Origin of the sequence: Plectonema cf. radiosum LEGE 06105 (assembly GCF_015207665.1) — a bacterium.
Taxonomy (GTDB): domain Bacteria; phylum Cyanobacteriota; class Cyanobacteriia; order Cyanobacteriales; family Nostocaceae; genus Rivularia; species Rivularia radiosa_A.
Genome location: NZ_JADEWL010000052.1, coordinates 1 through 19,624 on the forward strand (window position 1 = coordinate 1; position 19,624 = coordinate 19,624).

Genomic DNA, 19,624 nt, shown 5'->3' on the forward strand with positions numbered 1-19,624 from the left:
CCCATCCCCCCATCCCCCATCTCCTACTCGATCAGATTAAGAAAATAAGCAAATCGATTTTTTGGCAAATCCGTTAAAATTATAAAAGATTGATTATAGATAAAAGGGAAAAACATGATTAGTTTTAGTCCTTCAATAAATTCTGATAATAATATTTCTAAGTTAACTTATAGTGTGCTGATTGAAAGTGAAGAAGATGGTCAATTCTTTGCTGTGGTGCTAGGTTTATCAGACTGTAAAAGCTACGGTAAAACTGAAAATGAAGCTCTAGAAAATTTACAACAGCTTTTGCAAAAACGTTTACAGAATTCTAAAATAGTTACATTAGAAATAAATTCGTCCCAAACTGATAACCCTTGGACAAAAGTAGTTGGTATGTACAAGGATAATCCTCTTTTTGATGAGGTACTGGCTGATATAGAAACAGAACGTACTCAACTTAATGCATAAATTGAGGAGTATTATAAACAAATTGATGCAGAGGATAGGATAAAGTGACAGTTGTTTGGGTGCTAGATACTGACCATTTATCGCTTTTTCAGAGAGAACATCCAACTGTTACCCAGCGTCTCAATCAAATTAACTTTGTAAATACAGCTATAACCGTTGTGACACTGGAAGAACAAATGAAAGGCTGGTTAAATGTGATTAATAAATATAATGATCAACCTTCCCAATCTGAAAAATTAATACTCGCTTACAAAGGATTAAGGGATGGGATCGAATACCTTAACAAGCTCAGATTGCTTGACTTTAACCAACCTGCTTACAATGTTTATCAAGAATTAGTTTGTCAGAGAATTCGTATCGGTACGAGAGATTTACGCATTGCCGCGATCGCACTTTCGATAAACGCGATTTTGGTGACACGTAATACTAAAGATTTTGCCAAAGTACCTAATTTACAAATAGAAGATTGGACAATATCTTAGTGGAAGAATTGAATGTTTAAAGATTAACACTAATTGACAGTGAACAGTTGACACTTAACAGTTATCAGTTATCAATAAACCACCCCATAATGCTTTAACTAACTTATCTGTTAATTGGGTTCCTAACATCTGCGCTGCCATTTTATTACCGGGGTCGCATTCAGCGCTACTCCGACGTATAAATAAATCACGTTCGGTTAAGGTAGACCGCATATTTTCGGTTACGGTTGGGGCTTCATCTACCCATTTTAACCAGCGTTCAAACATTTCCAAGGCAACAGTACGAATCAAATTAAGTGTATCATTGTTCGGCAAACAGGTATAGCACAAACTTACAGGTGATTGAAAAGAGCGGATATAAGCGCTTTTACTAGTAAATGATGTTAAATCAGGATTTGCTTGTAATTTTAGAAATGTCTCGTTTACAGGTTCGTAATAACGATTAATATATTCAAGGTCAGTATAAAGGTCGGTACGAGGAATATAATCCATATAAAATAAGATATTGGGAAGCGTACCGAATTCAAAAACTAAATGCGGAACTTGAATATGGGAACTCAACCAGACGGTTAAACGCATTGTATTAAAGTTAGATTTTCCCGGATTTCCCAACCAAGAATGCACCAACCAATCAATTTCTTTGCCTTGAAAAGCATTTAGCGAACCTTTTAAATTACCATCTTGACTGCTATATTCTTTTAAATCTTCGGTAGATGGTTCTGGTTGTAAATCAAAACGTCTTTCTATTTTCTGTTTGAGTTCGCAGGTGATAGCCCATAACTGTTCAAATACATCTTTACTATCTGCCATCGGTTTGTTTAATTTCTAATGTTACGCTTGTATCATAAAGTAAAACGTCAAATTTTGCTGTTAGTTTATTTTTTCAGCATAAAACTTTTGATTGGCATTTTTCACCTTGGATATCCAACCTTGGTGGGATTTTAAAATTTCTGAAAAAGAAAGTGTGGTCGTAGATAATACTTCTCTCAAAGGAGGTTTAAATAATTGAGGAGATAGTTTATGCATGACTTTAGCAAAAGTTTCTCTTAAAAGAAACTCCGTAAACAGAACTTTGGAACTCGGATATACATTTGTGTCGAGTTCCCACAATGCATAAACATCTGATTGACGACAAATCGTAAACTGCTCCAAAGCCAAATTCCAATCGTCACCATACTCATCTAATAAGTTATCGAAGATAAAGGTATCCTCAAAAGCAACATTGCAACCTTGACCCAAAGACGAAGTAATAGCATGAATTGCATCTCCGATTATTAGTACATTGTCATTATGATGGAAGCGGTTACAGCGAGTTTTTAATTGAGTCGAAAATGGTTTTTCGACAAAATTTTCAGCTTCTTGTTCGCTGACTAATTCACCCACTATTGGGATATTTTGCTGCAAGTAAGCAAATACATCTTCTTTACTATTAAGACCAATTATTTTTTCCGCATTGCGTGGAAAGAATAAAAGACCGATAAAGTTTCCGTCTAATTGGGGAACTGCTCCAAAAGTAATCCCTTCTTCTATGCGCCAAATATGAATGCAATCAGATTTCAATTGGAAATCAGTTCTTTGATTATTACCAGAAATAAACAGTGTTTTGTAGCAAGAATTGGCGTATTTTTGCTCAAATTCAAAAAAATCGGAGTTTAAAAAATGCTTTCTAACCGTAGAACGCGCACCATCTGCGCCAATTAATATATCATAATCGACATGAACAAATTCTTTTTCTGCTCCAATTGCAAAAGTAACTTGTTTAGCATCAAAATCTACACTATGACATTGATAGTTAAAATTAATCTTTACTTGACGATCGCTTTCCTCTAAATGTGACAAGAGAGTCATCACCACACTAATACGGTCAGTATTATATATCGGTTGTTTTCTCGAAAGAAATTGCATCTTGCCACTTTTTCTGTGTATAATAGTACCTTTATTTTCTACACATTTAGCTTTAAGCGCCGCTTCTAATCCTGGAATTTTTCTCAAAGCTCTTAGTCCCCTTTCGCTTATACCATAGGGGATGGTTCTAGAATTTGATAAAGGAACTTTTCTTGGGTCACTACGGCGTTCATATATCTCTATTTTATATTGACCACCACGACGTGATAAATGATGAGCAAGGAGAACTCCACAAGGCCCAGCACCGACTATGACAACTTTTTTCATAAATGTATGTACCTTTAAATAGGTATTGTCCGGTTTCTCAATGATTTCATTTTTATACAGGCTTGAATTATTTAACATAAAAAAACGATAACAAGCAAGATACATATTCTACAGAAGGATAAATATGACTAAAATTCTACTCATCGGAGTTACAGGTGGTACTGGTGGAAATGTTGTTAAAGGTTTTCTCAAACAGGGAGTAACCAATTTGCGGGCTATAACTCGCAAAATCGATTTAAATCGTCCAACTTTAAAACAAATCAATGATGCAGGAATCGAGTTAGTTGAAGCAAATCTTGATGATCAAAACTCGTTAGAAACAGCTTTTACAGATGTTGAAGCGGTTTATTGTCATGCTACCGCACCCGATACAGCTAAACCCCAACCCGAAGAAATTGAAAGAGCGAAACGTGTTGTAAGTGTTGCGAAAAAAGCTGGAATTAAACACTTTGTTTATAACTCTGCTGGTGGAGTTGATCGAAATACCAAAGTTAGTCATATACAGCAAAAAGCTCAGGTAGAACAAATTATCAAAGCGGCAAATTTACCCGCAACTATGTTACGTGCTTGCTTGTTTATGGAAGAATTTTGGAAGAAATATACTCGTCCCGGTATCCTTAAAGGTACTTTCCGATTTTCCATTCAACCTGATAAACCTTTACACCTAATTACAACCAAAGACATGGGAAGGATTGCAGCTTATGTAATCAACCATCCCGACAAATACATCGGTAAAGAAATCGAACTCGCAGGTGATGTATTAACCCCCCAACAAATGGCGATCGCCTTTTCAAAAGCTCAGAAAAGCAAAGTTGTTCACCAAGAAGTTCCTGCTTGGATATTTCTATTATTTTTGCAAAAAGAACTTTACAACATCATCCAGTTTTATCGAAATCAAGGTTATCAAGCCGATGTCAACTATCTAAGAGCAGAATTTCCCGGTTTACTGACAACTTTTGATCAGTTTTTGCAAGAAACCGATTGGGGAAACCCGGAATCGAATTATGAAACAATGAACAATAATGGGTATTAATGGATGATATTTGTCCCCATAAGTTGGCGCAGTTATCTTTAGGAAGTATTAATGAAAATGGCAACTTAATGTGTCGTCATCATGGTTGGTGTTTTGATGGGACAGGAAAATGTACAAATATTCCAATGTTGAGCGATGAAAAAGCTTTAGAAACTGCTTGTAACAGCGAGCGATCGCAAGTCACAATATATCCTACTCAAGAGTTACAAGGATTACTTTGGATCTGGATGGATAATAGTCCCACTGCTTTTGAAGATTGTACTTTAAAGCAACCCGCAATTATGCCAGAATATAAGCTTGATAGCTCTTTGACAGATTGGTTTATGTCAGAAGTTCCTGTTGGTTATACTGTTTCAGTTGAAAGTACTTTTGACCCTTCTCACGCCCAATTTTTGCATGAAGGGATTGCTGGATTTTCTCCAGAAAGAGCTATTCCAATGCATCATTTTGAAATTTTTGGGGAAGTCTCTCCTGAAGATGGTTTTACTTTAAAGCATTCCGGTTACAATGTTTTTAACAAAGATATGGATGCTACGCGGAAGTTTACTCCACCCTGTTCTAATACAACAATTTACGAATATTCTAACGGTAAATCTATTTTATTTCAATTATATTTTGTTCCCATAAAACCAGGTTATTGTAGATATATTGGAAAGTCGATTTCTGATGCATTTCCCCAAAAACGTAACTTCTGGTTTGAACTATTACCAAAATATTTACAAACTGGCTTAAAACATTCATCTAATTATAAGTTAGGTAATCAAGATTTAACAATGATGCACTCCCAAGCTGTTAACGAATCTATAGGGGATAAAACTTGGCAAAAGTCATATTTTATGCCTTCCTTAGCTGACGTTGGGATTGTTAGTTTTCGGAAATGGTTAGATGAATTTGCCGGAGGTAAACCTTCATGGCAAGGAGTAACAGAAAGACCTTTTCAAGAATTAAGCGATGAACAATTATATGACATATGGCACAGACATACAGAGCATTGTCCTAATTGTCGGCAATCTTTAGTTTTTATAGATAAAGTAAAAGATTTTTGTCAAAACTTTACAGCGGTATTGACAATCTTGGCATTATTGTTAATAGTAATTAATCTACCTTTAAAAATAGTTTTTATACCAGTTCTGCTTGGTATCTTGAGTTTAATTTGCTCTTATAGGTTAAGCTCAATTCGGGAACGCTTTATTAGCAGTATTCCTAAAACAGGTTTACCTGTGGTAAAATTATATTAGGGCTTGCTGTAAAAGCTTTTTGGTTAAGATAGGGAATAGTAAATATTATCCGACTTACGCAATTGTCACAAAATACGGGTGGTGCGTGAATATAATTCGTAATTAGGGTTCCCCATAAATAAAATTTAGGGGAACCGAACATTGCCGCCCCTGAAAGACATCCACGGATAAATCTGGGGGCTATGTCCTGACGGACACGCGCAGCGTACAGACCATAAAATTTACTCGGTGACGCAGATTTTACGTAGTGATAATTCTTTGTAGCGTTAGGCACCATTTCATTGCCTTGAATCATTCATGCTGCTAAAATCAAGCTTTTTTCTTTGTTACAATAAGTAGAAAGAATCATCCCCAACTAAAACTATTACTATAGGACGATAACCTCTTAAAACCGGGAATCAGGCATATGGTAGTCACATCAGAAACCTCAACCAATATCATCTACCCCGACAGCGATGGACAGCCAATGGCAGATAATACCAAACAATTTCAATGGATAGTAACCATTAAAGAGAATTTGGAAATTCTGTTTGCGTCACAGCCTGATGTGTTTGTGGCTGGAGATTTGCTGTGGTATCCTGTATTAGGAGAAACAACCCGTCAAGCACCCGATGTTTTAGTTGTGTTTGGTAGACCTAAAGGCGATCGCGGTTCTTACAAACAATGGCTTGAGGAAAATATCCCCGTACAAGTAGTATTTGAAATCCTCTCGCCCGGTAATACTCTTAAGGAAATGGCAAAAAAACTCAGCTTTTACGAGCGCTATGGAGTTGAGGAATACTATATTTACGACTCCGATAAAAATGACTTAAATGGTTGGTTAAGAACTCAGGAATCGGGACAAAATCGCCTAGAAGTAATTGAAGAAATAAATACTTGGGTTAGTCCCCGTTTAGGTATACGTTTTCATCTCACACCCCAAACCTTGGAAATATATCGTCCCGATGGTGAGAAATTTCTAACTTCTGTGGAACTAGCACAACAGCGAGAACAAGAACGTCAACGTGCAGAAATTGAGCGTCAACGTGCCGATAATGCGGAAACCCAATTGTTCGAGGAGAGACAGCGTTATCAGGATTTATTGAAAAAGTTGCAGGAAAAAGGTATTGACCCGGAACAATTATAACTGTTTTAAGCAAACCTTAAATACCTTCCCCTCGCACTACCCAAAACTTTCCCCTGATCATAAATCAAATCACCCCGCAAAAGCTTTACTTTCGCTAACAGCATCTTGAGATAAAGGTTGATAGATACCGACGTGCATATGAGAATCAACCACACCGGGGAATCCTAACAAGTTTTTAGCGTCGAATATTTCTTTAGTTTCCTCTGGTTTAATATTGGGTGCGATACGGCTGAATTTACCATTTCTGATATCAATATCCAGCTTTTCAATAGATTGTTGATGCGGACGCACTACACGGACATTTTTGATAACTCGATCAAATTATGACATTGCAATATTAGGTATAAATATAGGATGTGTTAGTGTGATTGGTAACGCGCCATTTATTTTTTACTAGAAGTCGCACGCAATGCAATACCGCACATTTTAACAATAACTTATGCTGCTACAGTCTCTACTGCTTTATCCCGAACTTTAAAGTAATAATAGAGGTTTGCAACAGTTAAATCGGAAGCTTGCTGGAGATTGCGAGGAACTAATGTTTTGTACCCAGCAACGTTAGCTTGTTGATTCACATAATTTTCATATTGTTTACGTAAATCTGGATTGAACATAAATATTAATTGGTCATGTAAAGAGTAATAATGTGATTTTTCCCTTAAGTTTTCGTAGATAACTTGTTCTGGTGGAATTGATACTATTACAGTAGATTTATCCGCTATATCTTCAGTATCTGAAATATTAAAATCGCTGCTATTTAAAAGTTCAAGCTCATCGCTGGGAAGATTTTGTATCCAATTAATTTGATTTTGCCATGTTTCTACAATTGCTAAGTCGTGGTTGCGAATGCGGCTCATTTCTGGAAATAGAAAATTGAGTTCGTCTTCTGAAGCGCAGGAATCAACTATCTGACAAGCGTTTTCACAAATGTGGTTTTTGAGATGATCAAGGCGATCGCTAACTGCGGACATTTCATTTTGCACTTGATAGGTAGTCACAATTGCTTGCTCAATAGCCCAAGCGCATTCTAATCGACGCAGTTGTCCTGCTGCACAAGTTTCTTCTAATAATTGCGGGTTTGTATAGCTCGCTAATGCTTGATATAACATTCCTCTGACTGCATCGATTTCACCATTCCTGCGACTGTCATCTTGGATTTGCATCGCAGAGCGGAAGCGTTGTAAAGCTTGAGTAAATAAGCCATATGCTTGTGCTAAAACTACGCGATGTTGTTCAAATTTAATATCTTGAGCTACCTGTTCAATAACCTGCCTAATCTCCGTTCCTTGGTCTCTGAGGGCTTGTTTTAAGTCAATAAAGCCGTTTTTGACCTCCAAGCGCATTTGCTTAATGTCTTCACGAAGTTGTAATGTTTGCTGTAAATTAATCGCCGATAGCGCGATCGCGGCTACTGTCCCTACACCAATCAATGCAGTGGTTGCTTGCAAAACACCAACGCTGGTTTGTAAAGCTTGTAATCCAGATTGAACACTGATGCAGCAATCTTTCTTACAAATGCTTCCCGTGCTTTAACACAAGGAGAACGCGCTTTACTGCATGAGTTGAAAACTCAACTTAATCGTGGAGATAATTCAAAACCAGCGGATAATCTTTTTATTATCGGTAACTTTATGGATTTAGTGCGTACCGAAAAAGGACGCACACAGGTGAAACAACGAATTGAAAAGTTTGTACAAGGTGATAATCCCATAATTACAGGTGAAAATCGCGTTCATTTTATTTCTGTACAAGCAACTTTAGACGCAATTAAAAATGGAGTCGAAGATGAGTATTTAAAAACTTTTAGTCATTTTATAAAGTCACTATCGTACTTTTTGACTTTGGAACGTTGCTTCCCCACGGGTGGTAGCGATTTCAGCAGTTAGGGGGAAGATAACGGATAAATTATTGTAGCGGAATTCGTAATTCGTAATATTTCCCTCCGGGAGACGCTACGTGAACGTAATTCACAATTAATTCGGGTATCAACGGTTCAACCCTTCGACACTCCCTACTCCCTTTATTACAAGTGTTTAACCGGACATGATATTACTCTATAAACATCTTTGTTAACTTTATCTATTTTGTATGAGTAATGGGAATTTCAATGAAAAATGTTGTCCCTTCCATAAGAATAGAATCAAAATATAATTTACCACCGTGCTTATCTGTAACTATTTCATAGCTAATAGATAAACCCAAACCAGTACCTTTACCCACTTGTTTCGTCGTGAAAAATGGGTCAAATATTTTAGAATGTATTTCTGGAGGAATTCCGCAAGCGTTATCAGCAATCATAATTTTTATATAATTATGGTCAACTTTTTGAGTAGAAATTGTAATCTGATTATAAATATTTTTGTGATTATCTGGTTTTTCTTCAAAAGCATCGATAGCATTGGCAATAATATTCATCAATACTTGATTTAACTGACTGGGATAACATTCCACAAGAGGAATATCACCATAATCTTTAACTATTTGAATTTCATTATCTTGGGATGTTGTTTTTAACTTATTTCCTAAAATCATCAAAGTACTATCAATCCCTTGATGAATATCAACTTTCTTAAATTCAGCTTCATCCAAACGAGAAAAATTACGCAGCGATAAAACTATTTTATAAATACGTTCGGTTCCTACCTCCATAGAATCAAGTAATTTCATAAAATCTTCTTTAATAAAATCAAAATCAATTTCTGCAATTTTATTTTGAATTTCTTGAGAAGGTTGGGGATAATTGTGTTGATAAAGTTCTAATAATTCGACAAAATCATCAGCGTATTCTCTAGCAGGAACAAGATTACTGTAAACAAAGCTCACAGGATTATTGATTTCATGAGCAACTCCAGCTACCATTTGTCCTAAACCTGACATCTTTTCGCTATGAATCATTTTAGCTTGAGTACGCTGAAGTTCTAATAATGTTGTTTCTAGCTGTTGAGTTTGTAAATTTAACTTTTGTTCTATTTCTTTGCGTTCAATAATTTCTGTTTCTAAAGCTATATTTAAAGCTTCAAGTTTTGGAACATTAGGAATAGCTAATAATTTTGGACTTAACCAAAAAAGTAATATTGCCGTAGATAAAGATATTACCGCAGTAGAAGCTTTTAACCAACCAGAAACCCAATAATTAGGATGCCATAAAGTCCAAACTTCCGCCAAATGGGTAAAACCACATAAAATAATAAAAGCACTAAAACATAGAAATATCCAATCAAAAGGAATATCTTCTCGTCTGTGAACTATACAAACAAGCATAATCGGAATTATAAAATAAGCCAATGCAATCAGAGAATCTGAAATTAGATGTAGCGAAACCAATCCAGTTTTCCATAGATAACAATGTCCGTGAGGAATAAAAATCGTAGACAGCATATTATAAAGAATACATTTTTTCCAGTTTAACTTGAAAAATCTGGAAAAGTAAGGAGATTGTATACGTATTCTTTGATTACCTCGACAATCGTCTTTTAATTAATATGGTATGTGTACAGGACTCAATGTGAAAAATTGAAAAAAAATCAGTATATCTAACTATTGCCTCTTCCCTATTCCCTATTTCCTATCCTCTGAATATTTGATATATATCAAAATTCAATTCCTTCTAGAACAACTTCAATCCTTAGCTACTTTGATCACAAAAGTTACCAACCATGGACCAAAAGCAATAATAATTAACATTCGTGTTAACTGCATCGCTAATACTAAACCAGTATCACCACCCAACTGCATCACAGTCGCAACCATTGCTTCTAATCCTCCTGGAGTAAACCCTAATAAAGAGGTAATAGTATCAACTTGGGTAAATACATGAAACGAGTAACCAACACCAAGACATAAAATAATCAAGGAAACTACTAAAGCAATTTGAATTAATACCGCTTTCAATAATTTATTTGCAGTTTTAATATCAAATTTAAACCCAATCGAAATACCTACAAATAATAATCCCATAGCGAACAACCATTGAGGAACCTGTAATTGATCGGGTAAACTCCAAAATACTCCCAACGCCACTAATAATGTGCCTAAAAAACCTGATGCAGGCAAATTTAACCGATTTCCTCCCCACATCCCCACAACACAACACAAACCTAATATCGCTAAATTCAACCACATCGGAAACGAATGATTATTTGCTGTTGTCATCGCGATCGCTGTTGTCACAGAATTATTCAAATCAGCAGGGAAAAACAAACCAGCCGCACTTGGTATCAGTAAAACTACTATGAGCAAACGTAAATATTGGAACAAAGCCACTGCTACCGCATCCGCTCCCATTTCCTCGGCAATGGGAACAATACTAGAAGCAACACCGGGAATAAAAGCGACAAAACCTGTAACTTTATCTATTCCAGACCATCGAGATAATAAATATCCATGAAACAAACTCAAACTACCAGAAATTAACACGCACAAGAGCAATGGTACTGCATAAGTTGCAGCAAAATTTATTGTTTCCCAAGAAAAACGTACCGCAGTTCCCAGGGCAATAAATGCTTTACCAAAAGAAATAAAAATCTTTGGTAATGGTTGGGGATTACCTCGGATACTTGAATAAACCATTCCTCCAATCATCGAACCTAACAACCAACCGACAGGAATTTGCAACCAATTAAATACAAAACCAGCAGCAATTCCTATAGTTAATTGAAAGATAATAGTAATTATTTGGGGTACATAGGAAGTGAATTTATCTTGCCATTCATTAAAATCATCTTTTTCTAAAAATAAAATTTTATCAATCACAAAGCAATGTATATAAATATATATTATTTTTAATAGAGAGATGTTAAAAATTATCGTTATGAATAGGGAATAGGGTTGGGGGAAAATTTTTATAACTGAGTGGTAATTATATAAATAATCAAGGCTTAACTACTTAAGAGTTTCCTAGCCTTTACAAATTGTTTAAAAATTAATTAAAAATTAAACAGTATTCCTATATTGAATTAACAAATTATCCCACAGCAAATTCTGTAAATTGTCGCTTAAAAGGAGAATGAAAAGCTAGGACAATATCTTGTTTAGGGACTCTTCGCTGTACTAATTCATTCGCAACACCATCTTCAGTTCCATCATGCTGTATCCAAATTTTATTATCTTTAATATCGAGATGAATTACACATCCATATATTCTGCGTTGATTAGACCAACCTACATGAATTAGTTGATAATGATTTCTTTCTGTATCAAAAACAATTTGTGGTTCTACATCTTCATTGCTTGATTTTATCGCACCATGTTCTCGTAGAATATCTTGAATTATTTGCCGATATTTATCTAGCTTTTCCATTTCACAATTACCTTTTTTATAGGGTCATATATAATTAATTTTACTTGATAGCGCTCTATCAAAAGTCTTGGCAATTCTAAACTAAAAAACGAGCGATAAGTATCGAATGGAATTGCTAAATAGAGTATTCTTTCTGGCTGCTCTTCTTCTAAAGCCATCTGATACTTCAAAAATTGCCCTAAAGCCGTACTAAATTCTGTTGTTGCAGAAGTTCCAACAAAACTTTTGATTTCGACAGCTATCTTTTCTTCATTTTTTTGCGCGGCTATAATTCTATCCACACCTAAATCAATGTATAATTCTAACCCACCGAAACGTAAGTAAAAAAAGTGGGTCATGTGTAATCCTCCATCCCTCTTTTTCTAAAGCAGATTTTACAACTTCATGAAAAATATCCTTTGCAGGCATAATTATACTATTAATTAGCAGACAATATGATTATAAATAAATTTCAATCATAAACTAGACAATCTTAAATTCCCTTGACCTTCCAAGCTTCCATCAAAAACCTATCCTTCCACAGGAGAATCGATAATATGCTATTGATAATCAAGTTAAAAATAATCTGTTGACACTTGTATTTATTCAGATTCACAGACTTGAAATTTTCCCTTGAATTTTTATCCTTCACACGCAAACTGTTAACTGTTCCCTACTACCTACTCCCTTTTCATTCGTATAAGCGATATTTATTACCTAAAATGGCTAATCAACAAAAAGCTGAAATTCAAGGTATTTATGAGGTTTGTATTGGCGTTATAGATGCAATATCGGCAATTCAATACTGGCAAAAATTCGGTTATCACATCGGTGATACTGGTGAATTAACTGCCACTGATTCTGATAAATTATACGGCATAAATTCCGCATTACGTTCAATTCGGCTTTTTCACCAAAATTCCGATCATGGTTTAATTCGTTTAATGACTTGGGAAAAACCAATTAATCAAGGTTTGGGTATCACTTCGATGAAAGTCAAAGGCAATCGTTGGGCTACTACTTTAACGAATGATTGCTTAAATATTTTAAATCATATTGAATCAGCAAAAGCTGCTGGTGAAACTATTAAATACACTAATCCCTCTTGGGAAGTAATCTACAACAAAGAAAGAAAAATCCGTCCTTTTATAGATGAAATTGTAGGTGTAAGAGAAATGTTGTTGCTCCAACCTTTAACTCGACAAGTTTTATTTCAAAGATTCGGCTATAATTTACCTAATTACGGAAATGTTAACCAAAATTCAGCTTTCAAAACCAGTCAATTTACTCATATGGGAATAATAGTTCAAGATGATAGTAAAGAGATTTTAAACTTTTATGAGGAAGCCTTGGGTTTATTACGGGTTCGTGATGATGTAGAAACTAGTTACGAATCTTCTGTAGCAGGTAGAGAAATCTTTGATTTAGAACCTGGTGAAAAATTTATTGTCACAGCTTTTGACGAACCACGTTCTTCTACAACTGATTTATTCGCAGCACGTTCTGGTAGACTTTATATTATCCGCTTTCCTGAATTTATTCAACTAAAAAATGAATTTGAGAAAGCACAACCGGGATGTTTGGGAATGTGTTTGTATACTTACCGTGTATCTTTCATAGAAGATTATTTGAAAGCGATTCAATCAAGTTCTGCAAAAAATATTACAGCTATTGAGAATAATGAGTTTGGGGAAAAGAGTTTTTCTTTTACAGCACCAGATGGTTATTTTTGGACAATTATTAGTTAATAATTCTCAATGATTGGCGATTGAATTTTGAAAGTTAATAATTTACATTTAACTTTTTTGAAATTTTACTTTAGTTAAGCTTTGAGGAAAGCAAATTTTACTATACAGGTGCTGCTGCTGGTAAATTGGGCTTGGATGAGTTTGTATAGAGCTTCGCCTACCGCTGTATAAAGCTGGAATCACAGCACCTCCTTTGTCTGTTTTCTGGGTTATGAAGCTGCAAAGGATATCCGAGGAGCAACAGTTCCTGTTTGCGGTAATATTTAAAGGAATATTTAAGAAGATACTTGATAAAAGCTCCTTTTTAGTGCATCATGTGCCAATTAGATATTTACCTAATTTACGAACAAACCTGAATGACACTTTATGACATCGTTTATATAATTAAGCCGGAAACATCTAACCAACTTGAATCTCACAATGATGCTCGAATAAATCAGATAGATATACAATTGTCAGTGGTGCCTAAGTCTAATTTACACAGTTAAGGGTAGGGAAGCGAGATTAAGCAAAAATTAAATGCAAATTATTTGTTTATTTTGATTTTTATAGAACTTGTTTCTGCTTGTTATTTTCTTCAAAGCGCCACGATGAAATACCATGTACTAGAGAAAATTTTTAATAAACACAATGCACCACGCAAATTTGAAAGCTTGGAGCTAGATAGTAATTTTTTTATTTTACATCTATCTAAGCAGGTGCAAAGTTTTGCTTATTATCCTCAAGAGGTAATTTTACAACAAGATGTCCGTCTTGGATTTCCGGAGTTTGTTGGACTTGAAGATGTGATGACATCTATTATCAAAGGAGAGCAGGAATTATTTGAATTAGAAGGTATTCACCGAGTTAGTCAAGAAAAAGGTGATTTTTATATAGATATATATATTGTCGGTGAACCTATTGAGAATAGATTAATTATTTTAATTGAAGATGTAAGCCATCGGATGCAGCTGGAGCAAAAGTTAAATCAAAGAGTCAATGAAACGAACTTGCTCTCCAGTACTTTGGTTGCTTATAAAAATTACATGGATAAGGTTATCGCGTCAATGGCAGATGCGTTGATTGTAACTAGTAAATCCGGAAAAATAAATAAGGTAAACCAAGCAACTATAGAGTTATTAGGCTATAGAGAAGAAGAATTAATCGGTAAACAGATTTCTTTAATCATAGATGATAATCAATTATTACAAAAAGCGATTCAACAACGTTCTTTATACAAAAAATATTTTCAAAATGTAGAAGTAGTTTGTCGGACTAAATCAAAAGAAAGAAAATTAATTGCTTTTTCTTGTTCAGTAATTAGCAAGCAAATTAATGGTGTAGAAGATATCGTTTATATTGGTCGAGATATTACTGCTAAAAAACGCCGTCAGCAGCGTAAAAGCGCTCAGTATGAAATCACAAAAATTTTATCAGAATCAATTGGTGTAAAAGAAGCAATACCGCAAATTTTGCAGACTATTTGTGAAAGTTTGGGATGGGATTTGGGAGAATTATGGACTCCGAGTCAATATTTAAATGCCAACCATAAATCTTCGAGCAATTCTGTTTTAAGATGCGTAGAAATGTGGTCATCTCGAAGAGTTGATGTGCGCGAATTTGAAGCAGTTACTTGGCTAACAACTGTGACAAGTGGAATTGGTTTAGCGGGTAAAATCTGGGAAACTCTTTCTCCTTTATGGTGTGAAGATATAGCCAATGATGATATTTGTCCGCGATTGAATCAGGTAGAAAAAACACAACTACACGCAGCTTTCGGTTTCCCGATTTTGCGTGAAAATAAAATTTTGGGAGTGATGATTTTTTTAAGTCGAGAAGTATCCTTTAAAGATGAAGATTTGTTGCAAATGATGGTTTCTATTGGTAGTCAAATCGCGCAGTTTCTACAACGGAAAGAAGCAGAATCAGCACTGTTAGAAAGTGAGGAAAGATATCGCGATTTATTTGAAAATGCTAATGACTTAATTCAATCGGTTAATCCTTATGGGCGTTTTTTATATGTTAATCGTGCTTGGAGGGAAACTTTAGGATATAGTAAAGCTGATGTGACAAAAATTAACGTATTTGATATTATCCATCCCGATTTTAAACAGCGCTGTCGAGATGTTTTTTATCGCATTATCTCAATCGGTAATTTTGAACATCTTCAAGCTGCATTTTTGACCAAAAATGGTCAAACCATCTTTTTAGAAGGAAATGTTAACTGTAAAATTGTTGAAGGTAAACCAACCGCTATCCGTGCTATATTTCGCGACGTTACTGCTAGAATTTCAGCGGAAAAAGCATTGCAAAATCAACAAGAACAAACTGAACGTTTATTACTTAATATTTTACCAGTTAGCATCGCCAATCGTTTGAAACAAGGAGCCGGTATAATCGCCGATAATTTTGACGATGTGACAGTTTTATTTGCAGATATTGTCGGTTTTACTGAAATTGCGGCTTCGCTGAGCGCTACAGCTTTAGTAAGTTTATTAAATCAAATTTTTTCCGTATTTGACCGTCTTTCGCTAAAATATGGTTTAGAGAAAATAAAAACCATCGGTGATGCCTATATGGTTGTTGGCGGTTTACCAACAAGAATGGATAACCATCCCCAAGCTGTTGCTTCAATGGCATTAGAAATGCAAGATGCTATGATTGTTTTTAATCAAAGAAATAATTTAAATTTTAATATTCGCATTGGGATTCATACTGGTTCCGTCGTCGCCGGGGTAATTGGACTGCAAAAATTTACTTATGATTTATGGGGAAATACGGTAAATATTGCCAACAGAATGGAATCTCATGGTTTAGCTGGAAAAATTCAGGTGACAGAAGATACTCATAAACGATTGTGTAAAGATTTTATTTTAGAAAAACGTGGTGAAATTTCTGTTAAAGGAAAAGGTAAAATGACTACTTATTTCTTGATTGGGAGAAGGGAATAGTTAGGAGTTAGTACCACCGGAGTTAGGAGTTAATAATATAAATTTTTCCTTGTCCTCTTGTCTCCTCATCCTCTAATTCCCAATTCCCAATTCCCTATTCCCTATTCCCTATTCCCTATTCCCTATGACTACACAAACACGGATACCAGAAATTTATCAAGGTCAATTTGGCGAATTTACCATTACCAAAGATGATAGATTTGGCGTAATTATCTATCGTGGGGGATTGGCGATCGCCGCACTTTGTTTTGCAATAGGTACGGCTTTGGTATTGCTCAACGATAATCCCAATTTTCAGTTACTCACGTTTTTATACGCTGGTTTTAGTATTGCTCTCGGCGTGAGCTTAGTAACTATTCATATCTACATGGTAGAGTTGCACAGGATATTACAACTTTTTTGGGCTATTGGCAGTATTTCCGCAATTATTTTCGCTTTTTCTAACAGCCAAACCTTAGCGCAAACAATTTACAACTATCCCCTAACTATATTAGGAATTGGTTTTACTTTTGCAGCATTGACGGGTATTTTTTTCAAAGAAGCTTTTTGTTTTAACCGCTTAGAAACCAAAGTGCTTACTCCCGTAGTTCCGTTACTGCTTTTAGGACACATGACCAACATTCTTCCTATCGAGGTAGAAAAAGGATTATTAGCCGTTTGGGCGGTATTTTTTCTAGTTTTCGCAATTCGTAAAGTTGTACAGGCAATTCCCCCAGATATTGGAGATAAATCTGTATTTGAATACCTAAAAGGTCAAAGGTTAAAGGTTAAAGGTTAAAGGTTAAAAGTCAAAGGTGAATAATAGTTAGCAGTTGCAATCCCTCATCTTCTCCATCTTCTCATCCAATGCCCTATCCCTATGCCCAATTTTTAATCCAATTTTTGGGAATACTAAACTAGTAGGGATGAGGATAAAAAGTTGACGGAACGTGCATACTGGCTTGCTTGGTCTCAGATTTCGGGGGTGGGACCAGTTTTAATGCAAAAATTATACCAACATTTTGATTCGGCAAAAACTGCTTGGACCGCTGATTCTTCTCAATTGAAAGAGGTTGAAGGTTTTGGTTTGCAAACTTTACAAAAGGTAGTCCAACAACGTTCCCAAATAAACCCAGAACAGTTTCTCAAACAACACGAACAAGACAATCCCAATTTTTGGACACCAGCAGATGTAGAATATCCCCGGTTGTTGCGAGAAACTCCTAGCCCTCCACCCGTACTGTATTATAGCGGTAAGATAGAATTACAAGAAAATTCAGCCCAAAAACCCCTCGTGGCGATAGTGGGAACTCGTCAACCTACAGAATATGGTATCCGCTGGACGCGCCGTATTAGTACCGCTTTGGTAGAAAATGGTTTTACGGTGGTTTCTGGTTTAGCGGAAGGAATTGATACTGCTGCTCACTCCGCAGCAATTAAAGCTTCTGGACGCACCATTGCAGCTTTAGGAACTGGTGTAGACGTGGTGTATCCCGCGAAAAATCGGGAATTATACAAACAAGTTTTGGCTCAAGGCCTTGTTATCAGCGAATATCCCGCAAAAACTGCACCCCATCGGACTCATTTTCCCCGACGTAACCGGATTATTGCGGGTTTATCTCGTGCTGTATTAGTTATGGAAGCACCTCAAAAATCGGGTGCTTTGATTACTGCTGACTACGCAAATGAATTTGGTAGAGATGTTTACGCATTACCCGGAAGACTCGATGATTTTTCCTCCCAAGGATGCTTGAAGTTAGTCTCTCAAGGTGCTACTCCAATTCTCAAGGAATTAGATGAATTACTCAAAATGCTCGGTGCGATTCCTCAAGTTGCCAATATAAGGAATTTAACATCGGATGTAGAGAAACCATTACCAGATTTACCACCCGAATTACATCGAGTAATGCAAACAATTTCTGCGGAATCTTTACCTTTTGATTTAATTATTCAACAAACCCAAATGCCAGCTTCAGCAGTTTCTAGCGCTTTATTACAATTGGAATTAATGGGATTGGTAAGCCAGCTTCCAGGAATGCGATATCAAAGAAATTGACTCCGGAGGCTTCTAACATTAAGGAATGGTATCATGTCCGGGAACACTCAACAATTACCAATTACCAATTACCAATTACCAATTACCAATTACCAATTACCAATTACCAATTACCAATTACCAATTACCAATAAAAGTATTTTTGCTTGATTGATAGTCGTTGTTGATTTTCAATATCTATCTTTCATCCCTCGTAATCGCGCAAAAGTCTGCACCGAATCTCTACTATTTGTAGCCAATTGTAATGCTGGTTCTTCCCATCTGAGAAACGGATTAGTCTGTTTTTCTAATCCTAATAATGAGGGAACGGTAGCTTCTTCACGACTACGATGTGCTTTTACTTGCTTCAATCGCTGCTGAAGTTCCGGGTTTTCACCATCAACAGTTAAGGCGAATTTTAAATTATTCAAAGTATACTCGTGAGCGCACCAAACCCGCGTATCGTCGGGTAAAGCGCGGATTTTACTCAGGGAATTTACCATCTGCTCTGGTGTTCCTTCAAACAAGCGACCACAACCGCCAGCAAATAAAGTATCACCACAGAATAACTCTCCCGTCTCTCCTGATTTCTCTGGGGGGAAATAGTAAGCTATATGAGCGCGGGTATGTCCGGGAACGAACAAAACCTCAGCAGTGCGATGAGAGAAAGAAACGCGATCGCCATCTTCTAAAAAGACTTTTTGACCGGGAATTCTGCCTTTATCGGAGCTTCCACCATAAACTATTAATTGCGGAAACTTCTCAATTAATTGTTGATTGCCACCTACATGGTCGTAATGATGGTGAGTATTAAATATTGCAACTAATTCTGCTTTGAGTTCGTGAAGTTTTGTTAAAACAGGTTTTGCTTCGGCTGGATCAACTACAGCAGCAATATTTTGTTTATTATCGTATAGCAAAAATATATAATTATCTGAAAGTGCGCTGATGCGAAATACTTGCATAAGTATAGCCTCTGATTTATTCACCCCAGCATCAGTTTAGCGAATTATATCATTTCTAGTATTCCACCACATTAATTTTGAATGGTTAGTTTTTCCCAAAATTGTCTAGAGACTTTATGTATAACGTCTCTACAGCACGTCGGTAGACGAACAAACCCCTCATAACTTATGTGGCAGACTACTAGTTA

Annotated in this window: 20 protein-coding genes; 10 read left to right on the forward strand and 10 right to left on the reverse strand. The window is 35.9% G+C overall.

From position 1 onward, the window contains the following. The first annotated feature begins 114 nt into the window (after positions 1–114). Positions 115–450 (forward strand): type II toxin-antitoxin system HicB family antitoxin, encoded by a 336-nt coding sequence (locus IQ247_RS16120; protein ID WP_193921664.1) that lies wholly within the window; start codon positions 115–117, stop codon positions 448–450. 44 nt (positions 451–494) lie between these two features. Further along, a complete protein-coding gene (locus IQ247_RS16125) occupies positions 495–932 on the forward strand; it encodes a type II toxin-antitoxin system VapC family toxin (RefSeq protein ID WP_193921666.1) in 438 nt (145 codons plus the stop codon). A gap of 54 nt (positions 933–986) precedes the next feature. Here the strand turns inward: IQ247_RS16125 and IQ247_RS16130 are convergent, their stop codons facing one another. Both IQ247_RS16130 and IQ247_RS16135 read right to left on the reverse strand, forming a co-directional pair. After that, on the reverse strand, positions 987–1,742 hold the full coding sequence (locus IQ247_RS16130; protein ID WP_193921668.1) for a red chlorophyll catabolite reductase: 756 nt from the start codon (positions 1,740–1,742) through the stop codon (positions 987–989). Positions 1,743–1,802: 60 nt separating this feature from the next. After that, on the reverse strand, positions 1,803–3,182 hold the full coding sequence (locus IQ247_RS16135; RefSeq protein WP_228059790.1) for an FAD-dependent oxidoreductase: 1,380 nt from the start codon (positions 3,180–3,182) through the stop codon (positions 1,803–1,805). A 46-nt stretch (positions 3,183–3,228) separates the two neighbouring features. Between IQ247_RS16135 and IQ247_RS16140 the strand changes: the two genes are divergently transcribed. The 3 genes from IQ247_RS16140 (at position 3,229) to IQ247_RS16150 (ending at position 6,501) form a co-directional block, all read left to right on the forward strand. Beyond that, a complete protein-coding gene (locus IQ247_RS16140; RefSeq protein WP_193921672.1) occupies positions 3,229–4,137 on the forward strand; it encodes an NmrA/HSCARG family protein in 909 nt (302 codons plus the stop codon). After that, positions 4,137–5,375, forward strand: coding sequence for a Rieske 2Fe-2S domain-containing protein (locus IQ247_RS16145; protein ID WP_193921674.1), 1,239 nt, complete (start codon positions 4,137–4,139; stop codon positions 5,373–5,375). The genes IQ247_RS16140 and IQ247_RS16145 overlap by 1 nt, the downstream gene beginning before the upstream one ends. Before the next feature lie 406 nt (positions 5,376–5,781). Next, complete coding sequence (locus tag IQ247_RS16150) at positions 5,782–6,501, forward strand: Uma2 family endonuclease (RefSeq protein ID WP_193921676.1); 720 nt, start codon at positions 5,782–5,784, stop codon at positions 6,499–6,501. A gap of 69 nt (positions 6,502–6,570) precedes the next feature. On the opposite strand, the gene IQ247_RS16155 is transcribed toward IQ247_RS16150, so the two are convergent. Both IQ247_RS16155 and IQ247_RS16160 read right to left on the reverse strand, forming a co-directional pair. Continuing rightward, complete coding sequence (locus IQ247_RS16155; RefSeq protein ID WP_228059791.1) at positions 6,571–6,792, reverse strand: hypothetical protein; 222 nt, start codon at positions 6,790–6,792, stop codon at positions 6,571–6,573. A gap of 146 nt (positions 6,793–6,938) precedes the next feature. Then, positions 6,939–7,949 carry a hypothetical protein gene (locus IQ247_RS16160; protein ID WP_228059792.1) on the reverse strand — a complete coding sequence of 337 codons (1,011 nt, stop codon included), beginning with the start codon at positions 7,947–7,949 and terminating at the stop codon, positions 6,939–6,941. Between the two features lie 36 nt (positions 7,950–7,985). Here IQ247_RS16160 and IQ247_RS16165 point away from each other — a divergent pair, with 36 nt between their 5' ends. Further along, positions 7,986–8,387, forward strand: coding sequence for a P-loop NTPase family protein (locus IQ247_RS16165; protein ID WP_193921678.1), 402 nt, complete (start codon positions 7,986–7,988; stop codon positions 8,385–8,387). 193 nt (positions 8,388–8,580) lie between these two features. Here IQ247_RS16165 and IQ247_RS16170 read toward each other — a convergent pair whose 3' ends face one another. The 5 genes from IQ247_RS16170 to IQ247_RS33620 all read right to left on the reverse strand — a co-directional run bounded on the left by IQ247_RS16170 (position 8,581) and on the right by IQ247_RS33620 (position 12,208). Beyond that, on the reverse strand, positions 8,581–9,879 hold the full coding sequence (locus tag IQ247_RS16170; protein ID WP_193921680.1) for a sensor histidine kinase: 1,299 nt from the start codon (positions 9,877–9,879) through the stop codon (positions 8,581–8,583). Positions 9,880–10,119: 240 nt separating this feature from the next. Beyond that, positions 10,120–11,253 carry an AbrB family protein gene (locus IQ247_RS16175; protein ID WP_193921682.1) on the reverse strand — a complete coding sequence of 378 codons (1,134 nt, stop codon included), beginning with the start codon at positions 11,251–11,253 and terminating at the stop codon, positions 10,120–10,122. Between the two features lie 211 nt (positions 11,254–11,464). Further along, positions 11,465–11,800, reverse strand: a complete 336-nt coding sequence (locus IQ247_RS16180) for a XisI protein (protein ID WP_193921684.1) — start codon at positions 11,798–11,800, stop codon at positions 11,465–11,467. Next, positions 11,788–12,138, reverse strand: coding sequence for an element excision factor XisH family protein (locus tag IQ247_RS16185; protein ID WP_322745513.1), 351 nt, complete (start codon positions 12,136–12,138; stop codon positions 11,788–11,790). The genes IQ247_RS16180 and IQ247_RS16185 overlap by 13 nt, the downstream gene beginning before the upstream one ends. Continuing rightward, positions 12,089–12,208 (reverse strand): element excision factor XisH family protein, encoded by a 120-nt coding sequence (locus IQ247_RS33620; protein WP_375341232.1) that lies wholly within the window; start codon positions 12,206–12,208, stop codon positions 12,089–12,091. Before IQ247_RS33620 ends, IQ247_RS16185 begins: the two co-directional genes overlap by 50 nt. A gap of 293 nt (positions 12,209–12,501) precedes the next feature. Between IQ247_RS33620 and IQ247_RS16190 the strand changes: the two genes are divergently transcribed. The 4 genes from IQ247_RS16190 (at position 12,502) to dprA (ending at position 18,492) form a co-directional block, all read left to right on the forward strand. Next, positions 12,502–13,527, forward strand: coding sequence for a VOC family protein (locus IQ247_RS16190; protein ID WP_193921686.1), 1,026 nt, complete (start codon positions 12,502–12,504; stop codon positions 13,525–13,527). Positions 13,528–14,117: 590 nt separating this feature from the next. Then, positions 14,118–16,457, forward strand: a complete 2,340-nt coding sequence (locus tag IQ247_RS16195) for an adenylate/guanylate cyclase domain-containing protein (RefSeq protein ID WP_193921688.1) — start codon at positions 14,118–14,120, stop codon at positions 16,455–16,457. 124 nt (positions 16,458–16,581) lie between these two features. Further along, complete coding sequence (locus IQ247_RS16200; RefSeq protein WP_193921690.1) at positions 16,582–17,235, forward strand: DUF2301 domain-containing membrane protein; 654 nt, start codon at positions 16,582–16,584, stop codon at positions 17,233–17,235. Between the two features lie 141 nt (positions 17,236–17,376). Continuing rightward, positions 17,377–18,492, forward strand: a complete 1,116-nt coding sequence (gene dprA, locus IQ247_RS16205) for a DNA-processing protein DprA (protein WP_375341233.1) — start codon at positions 17,377–17,379, stop codon at positions 18,490–18,492. A gap of 170 nt (positions 18,493–18,662) precedes the next feature. Here the strand turns inward: dprA and gloB are convergent, their stop codons facing one another. Next, complete coding sequence (gene gloB / locus IQ247_RS16210) at positions 18,663–19,436, reverse strand: hydroxyacylglutathione hydrolase (protein WP_193921692.1); 774 nt, start codon at positions 19,434–19,436, stop codon at positions 18,663–18,665. Positions 19,437–19,624 lie beyond the last annotated feature (188 nt).

Bases quoted from the DNA above. Each gene is read 5' to 3' on its own strand.
- IQ247_RS16140 (WP_193921672.1), top strand. From the start codon at position 3,229: ATGACTAAAATTCTACTCATCGGAGTTACAGGTGGTACTGGTGGAAAT.
- IQ247_RS16170 (WP_193921680.1), bottom strand. From the start codon at position 9,879: ATGCTGTCTACGATTTTTATTCCTCACGGACATTGTTATCTATGGAAA.
- IQ247_RS33620 (WP_375341232.1), bottom strand. From the start codon at position 12,208: ATGCCTGCAAAGGATATTTTTCATGAAGTTGTAAAATCTGCTTTAGAA.
- gloB (WP_193921692.1), bottom strand. From the start codon at position 19,436: ATGCAAGTATTTCGCATCAGCGCACTTTCAGATAATTATATATTTTTG.
- IQ247_RS16130 (WP_193921668.1), bottom strand. From the start codon at position 1,742: ATGGCAGATAGTAAAGATGTATTTGAACAGTTATGGGCTATCACCTGC.
- IQ247_RS16120 (WP_193921664.1), top strand. From the start codon at position 115: ATGATTAGTTTTAGTCCTTCAATAAATTCTGATAATAATATTTCTAAG.
- IQ247_RS16150 (WP_193921676.1), top strand. From the start codon at position 5,782: ATGGTAGTCACATCAGAAACCTCAACCAATATCATCTACCCCGACAGC.
- IQ247_RS16195 (WP_193921688.1), top strand. From the start codon at position 14,118: ATGAAATACCATGTACTAGAGAAAATTTTTAATAAACACAATGCACCA.
- IQ247_RS16180 (WP_193921684.1), bottom strand. From the start codon at position 11,800: ATGGAAAAGCTAGATAAATATCGGCAAATAATTCAAGATATTCTACGA.
- IQ247_RS16135 (WP_228059790.1), bottom strand. From the start codon at position 3,182: ATGTTAAATAATTCAAGCCTGTATAAAAATGAAATCATTGAGAAACCG.
- IQ247_RS16200 (WP_193921690.1), top strand. From the start codon at position 16,582: ATGACTACACAAACACGGATACCAGAAATTTATCAAGGTCAATTTGGC.
- IQ247_RS16190 (WP_193921686.1), top strand. From the start codon at position 12,502: ATGGCTAATCAACAAAAAGCTGAAATTCAAGGTATTTATGAGGTTTGT.
- IQ247_RS16145 (WP_193921674.1), top strand. From the start codon at position 4,137: ATGGATGATATTTGTCCCCATAAGTTGGCGCAGTTATCTTTAGGAAGT.
- IQ247_RS16185 (WP_322745513.1), bottom strand. From the start codon at position 12,138: ATGACCCACTTTTTTTACTTACGTTTCGGTGGGTTAGAATTATACATT.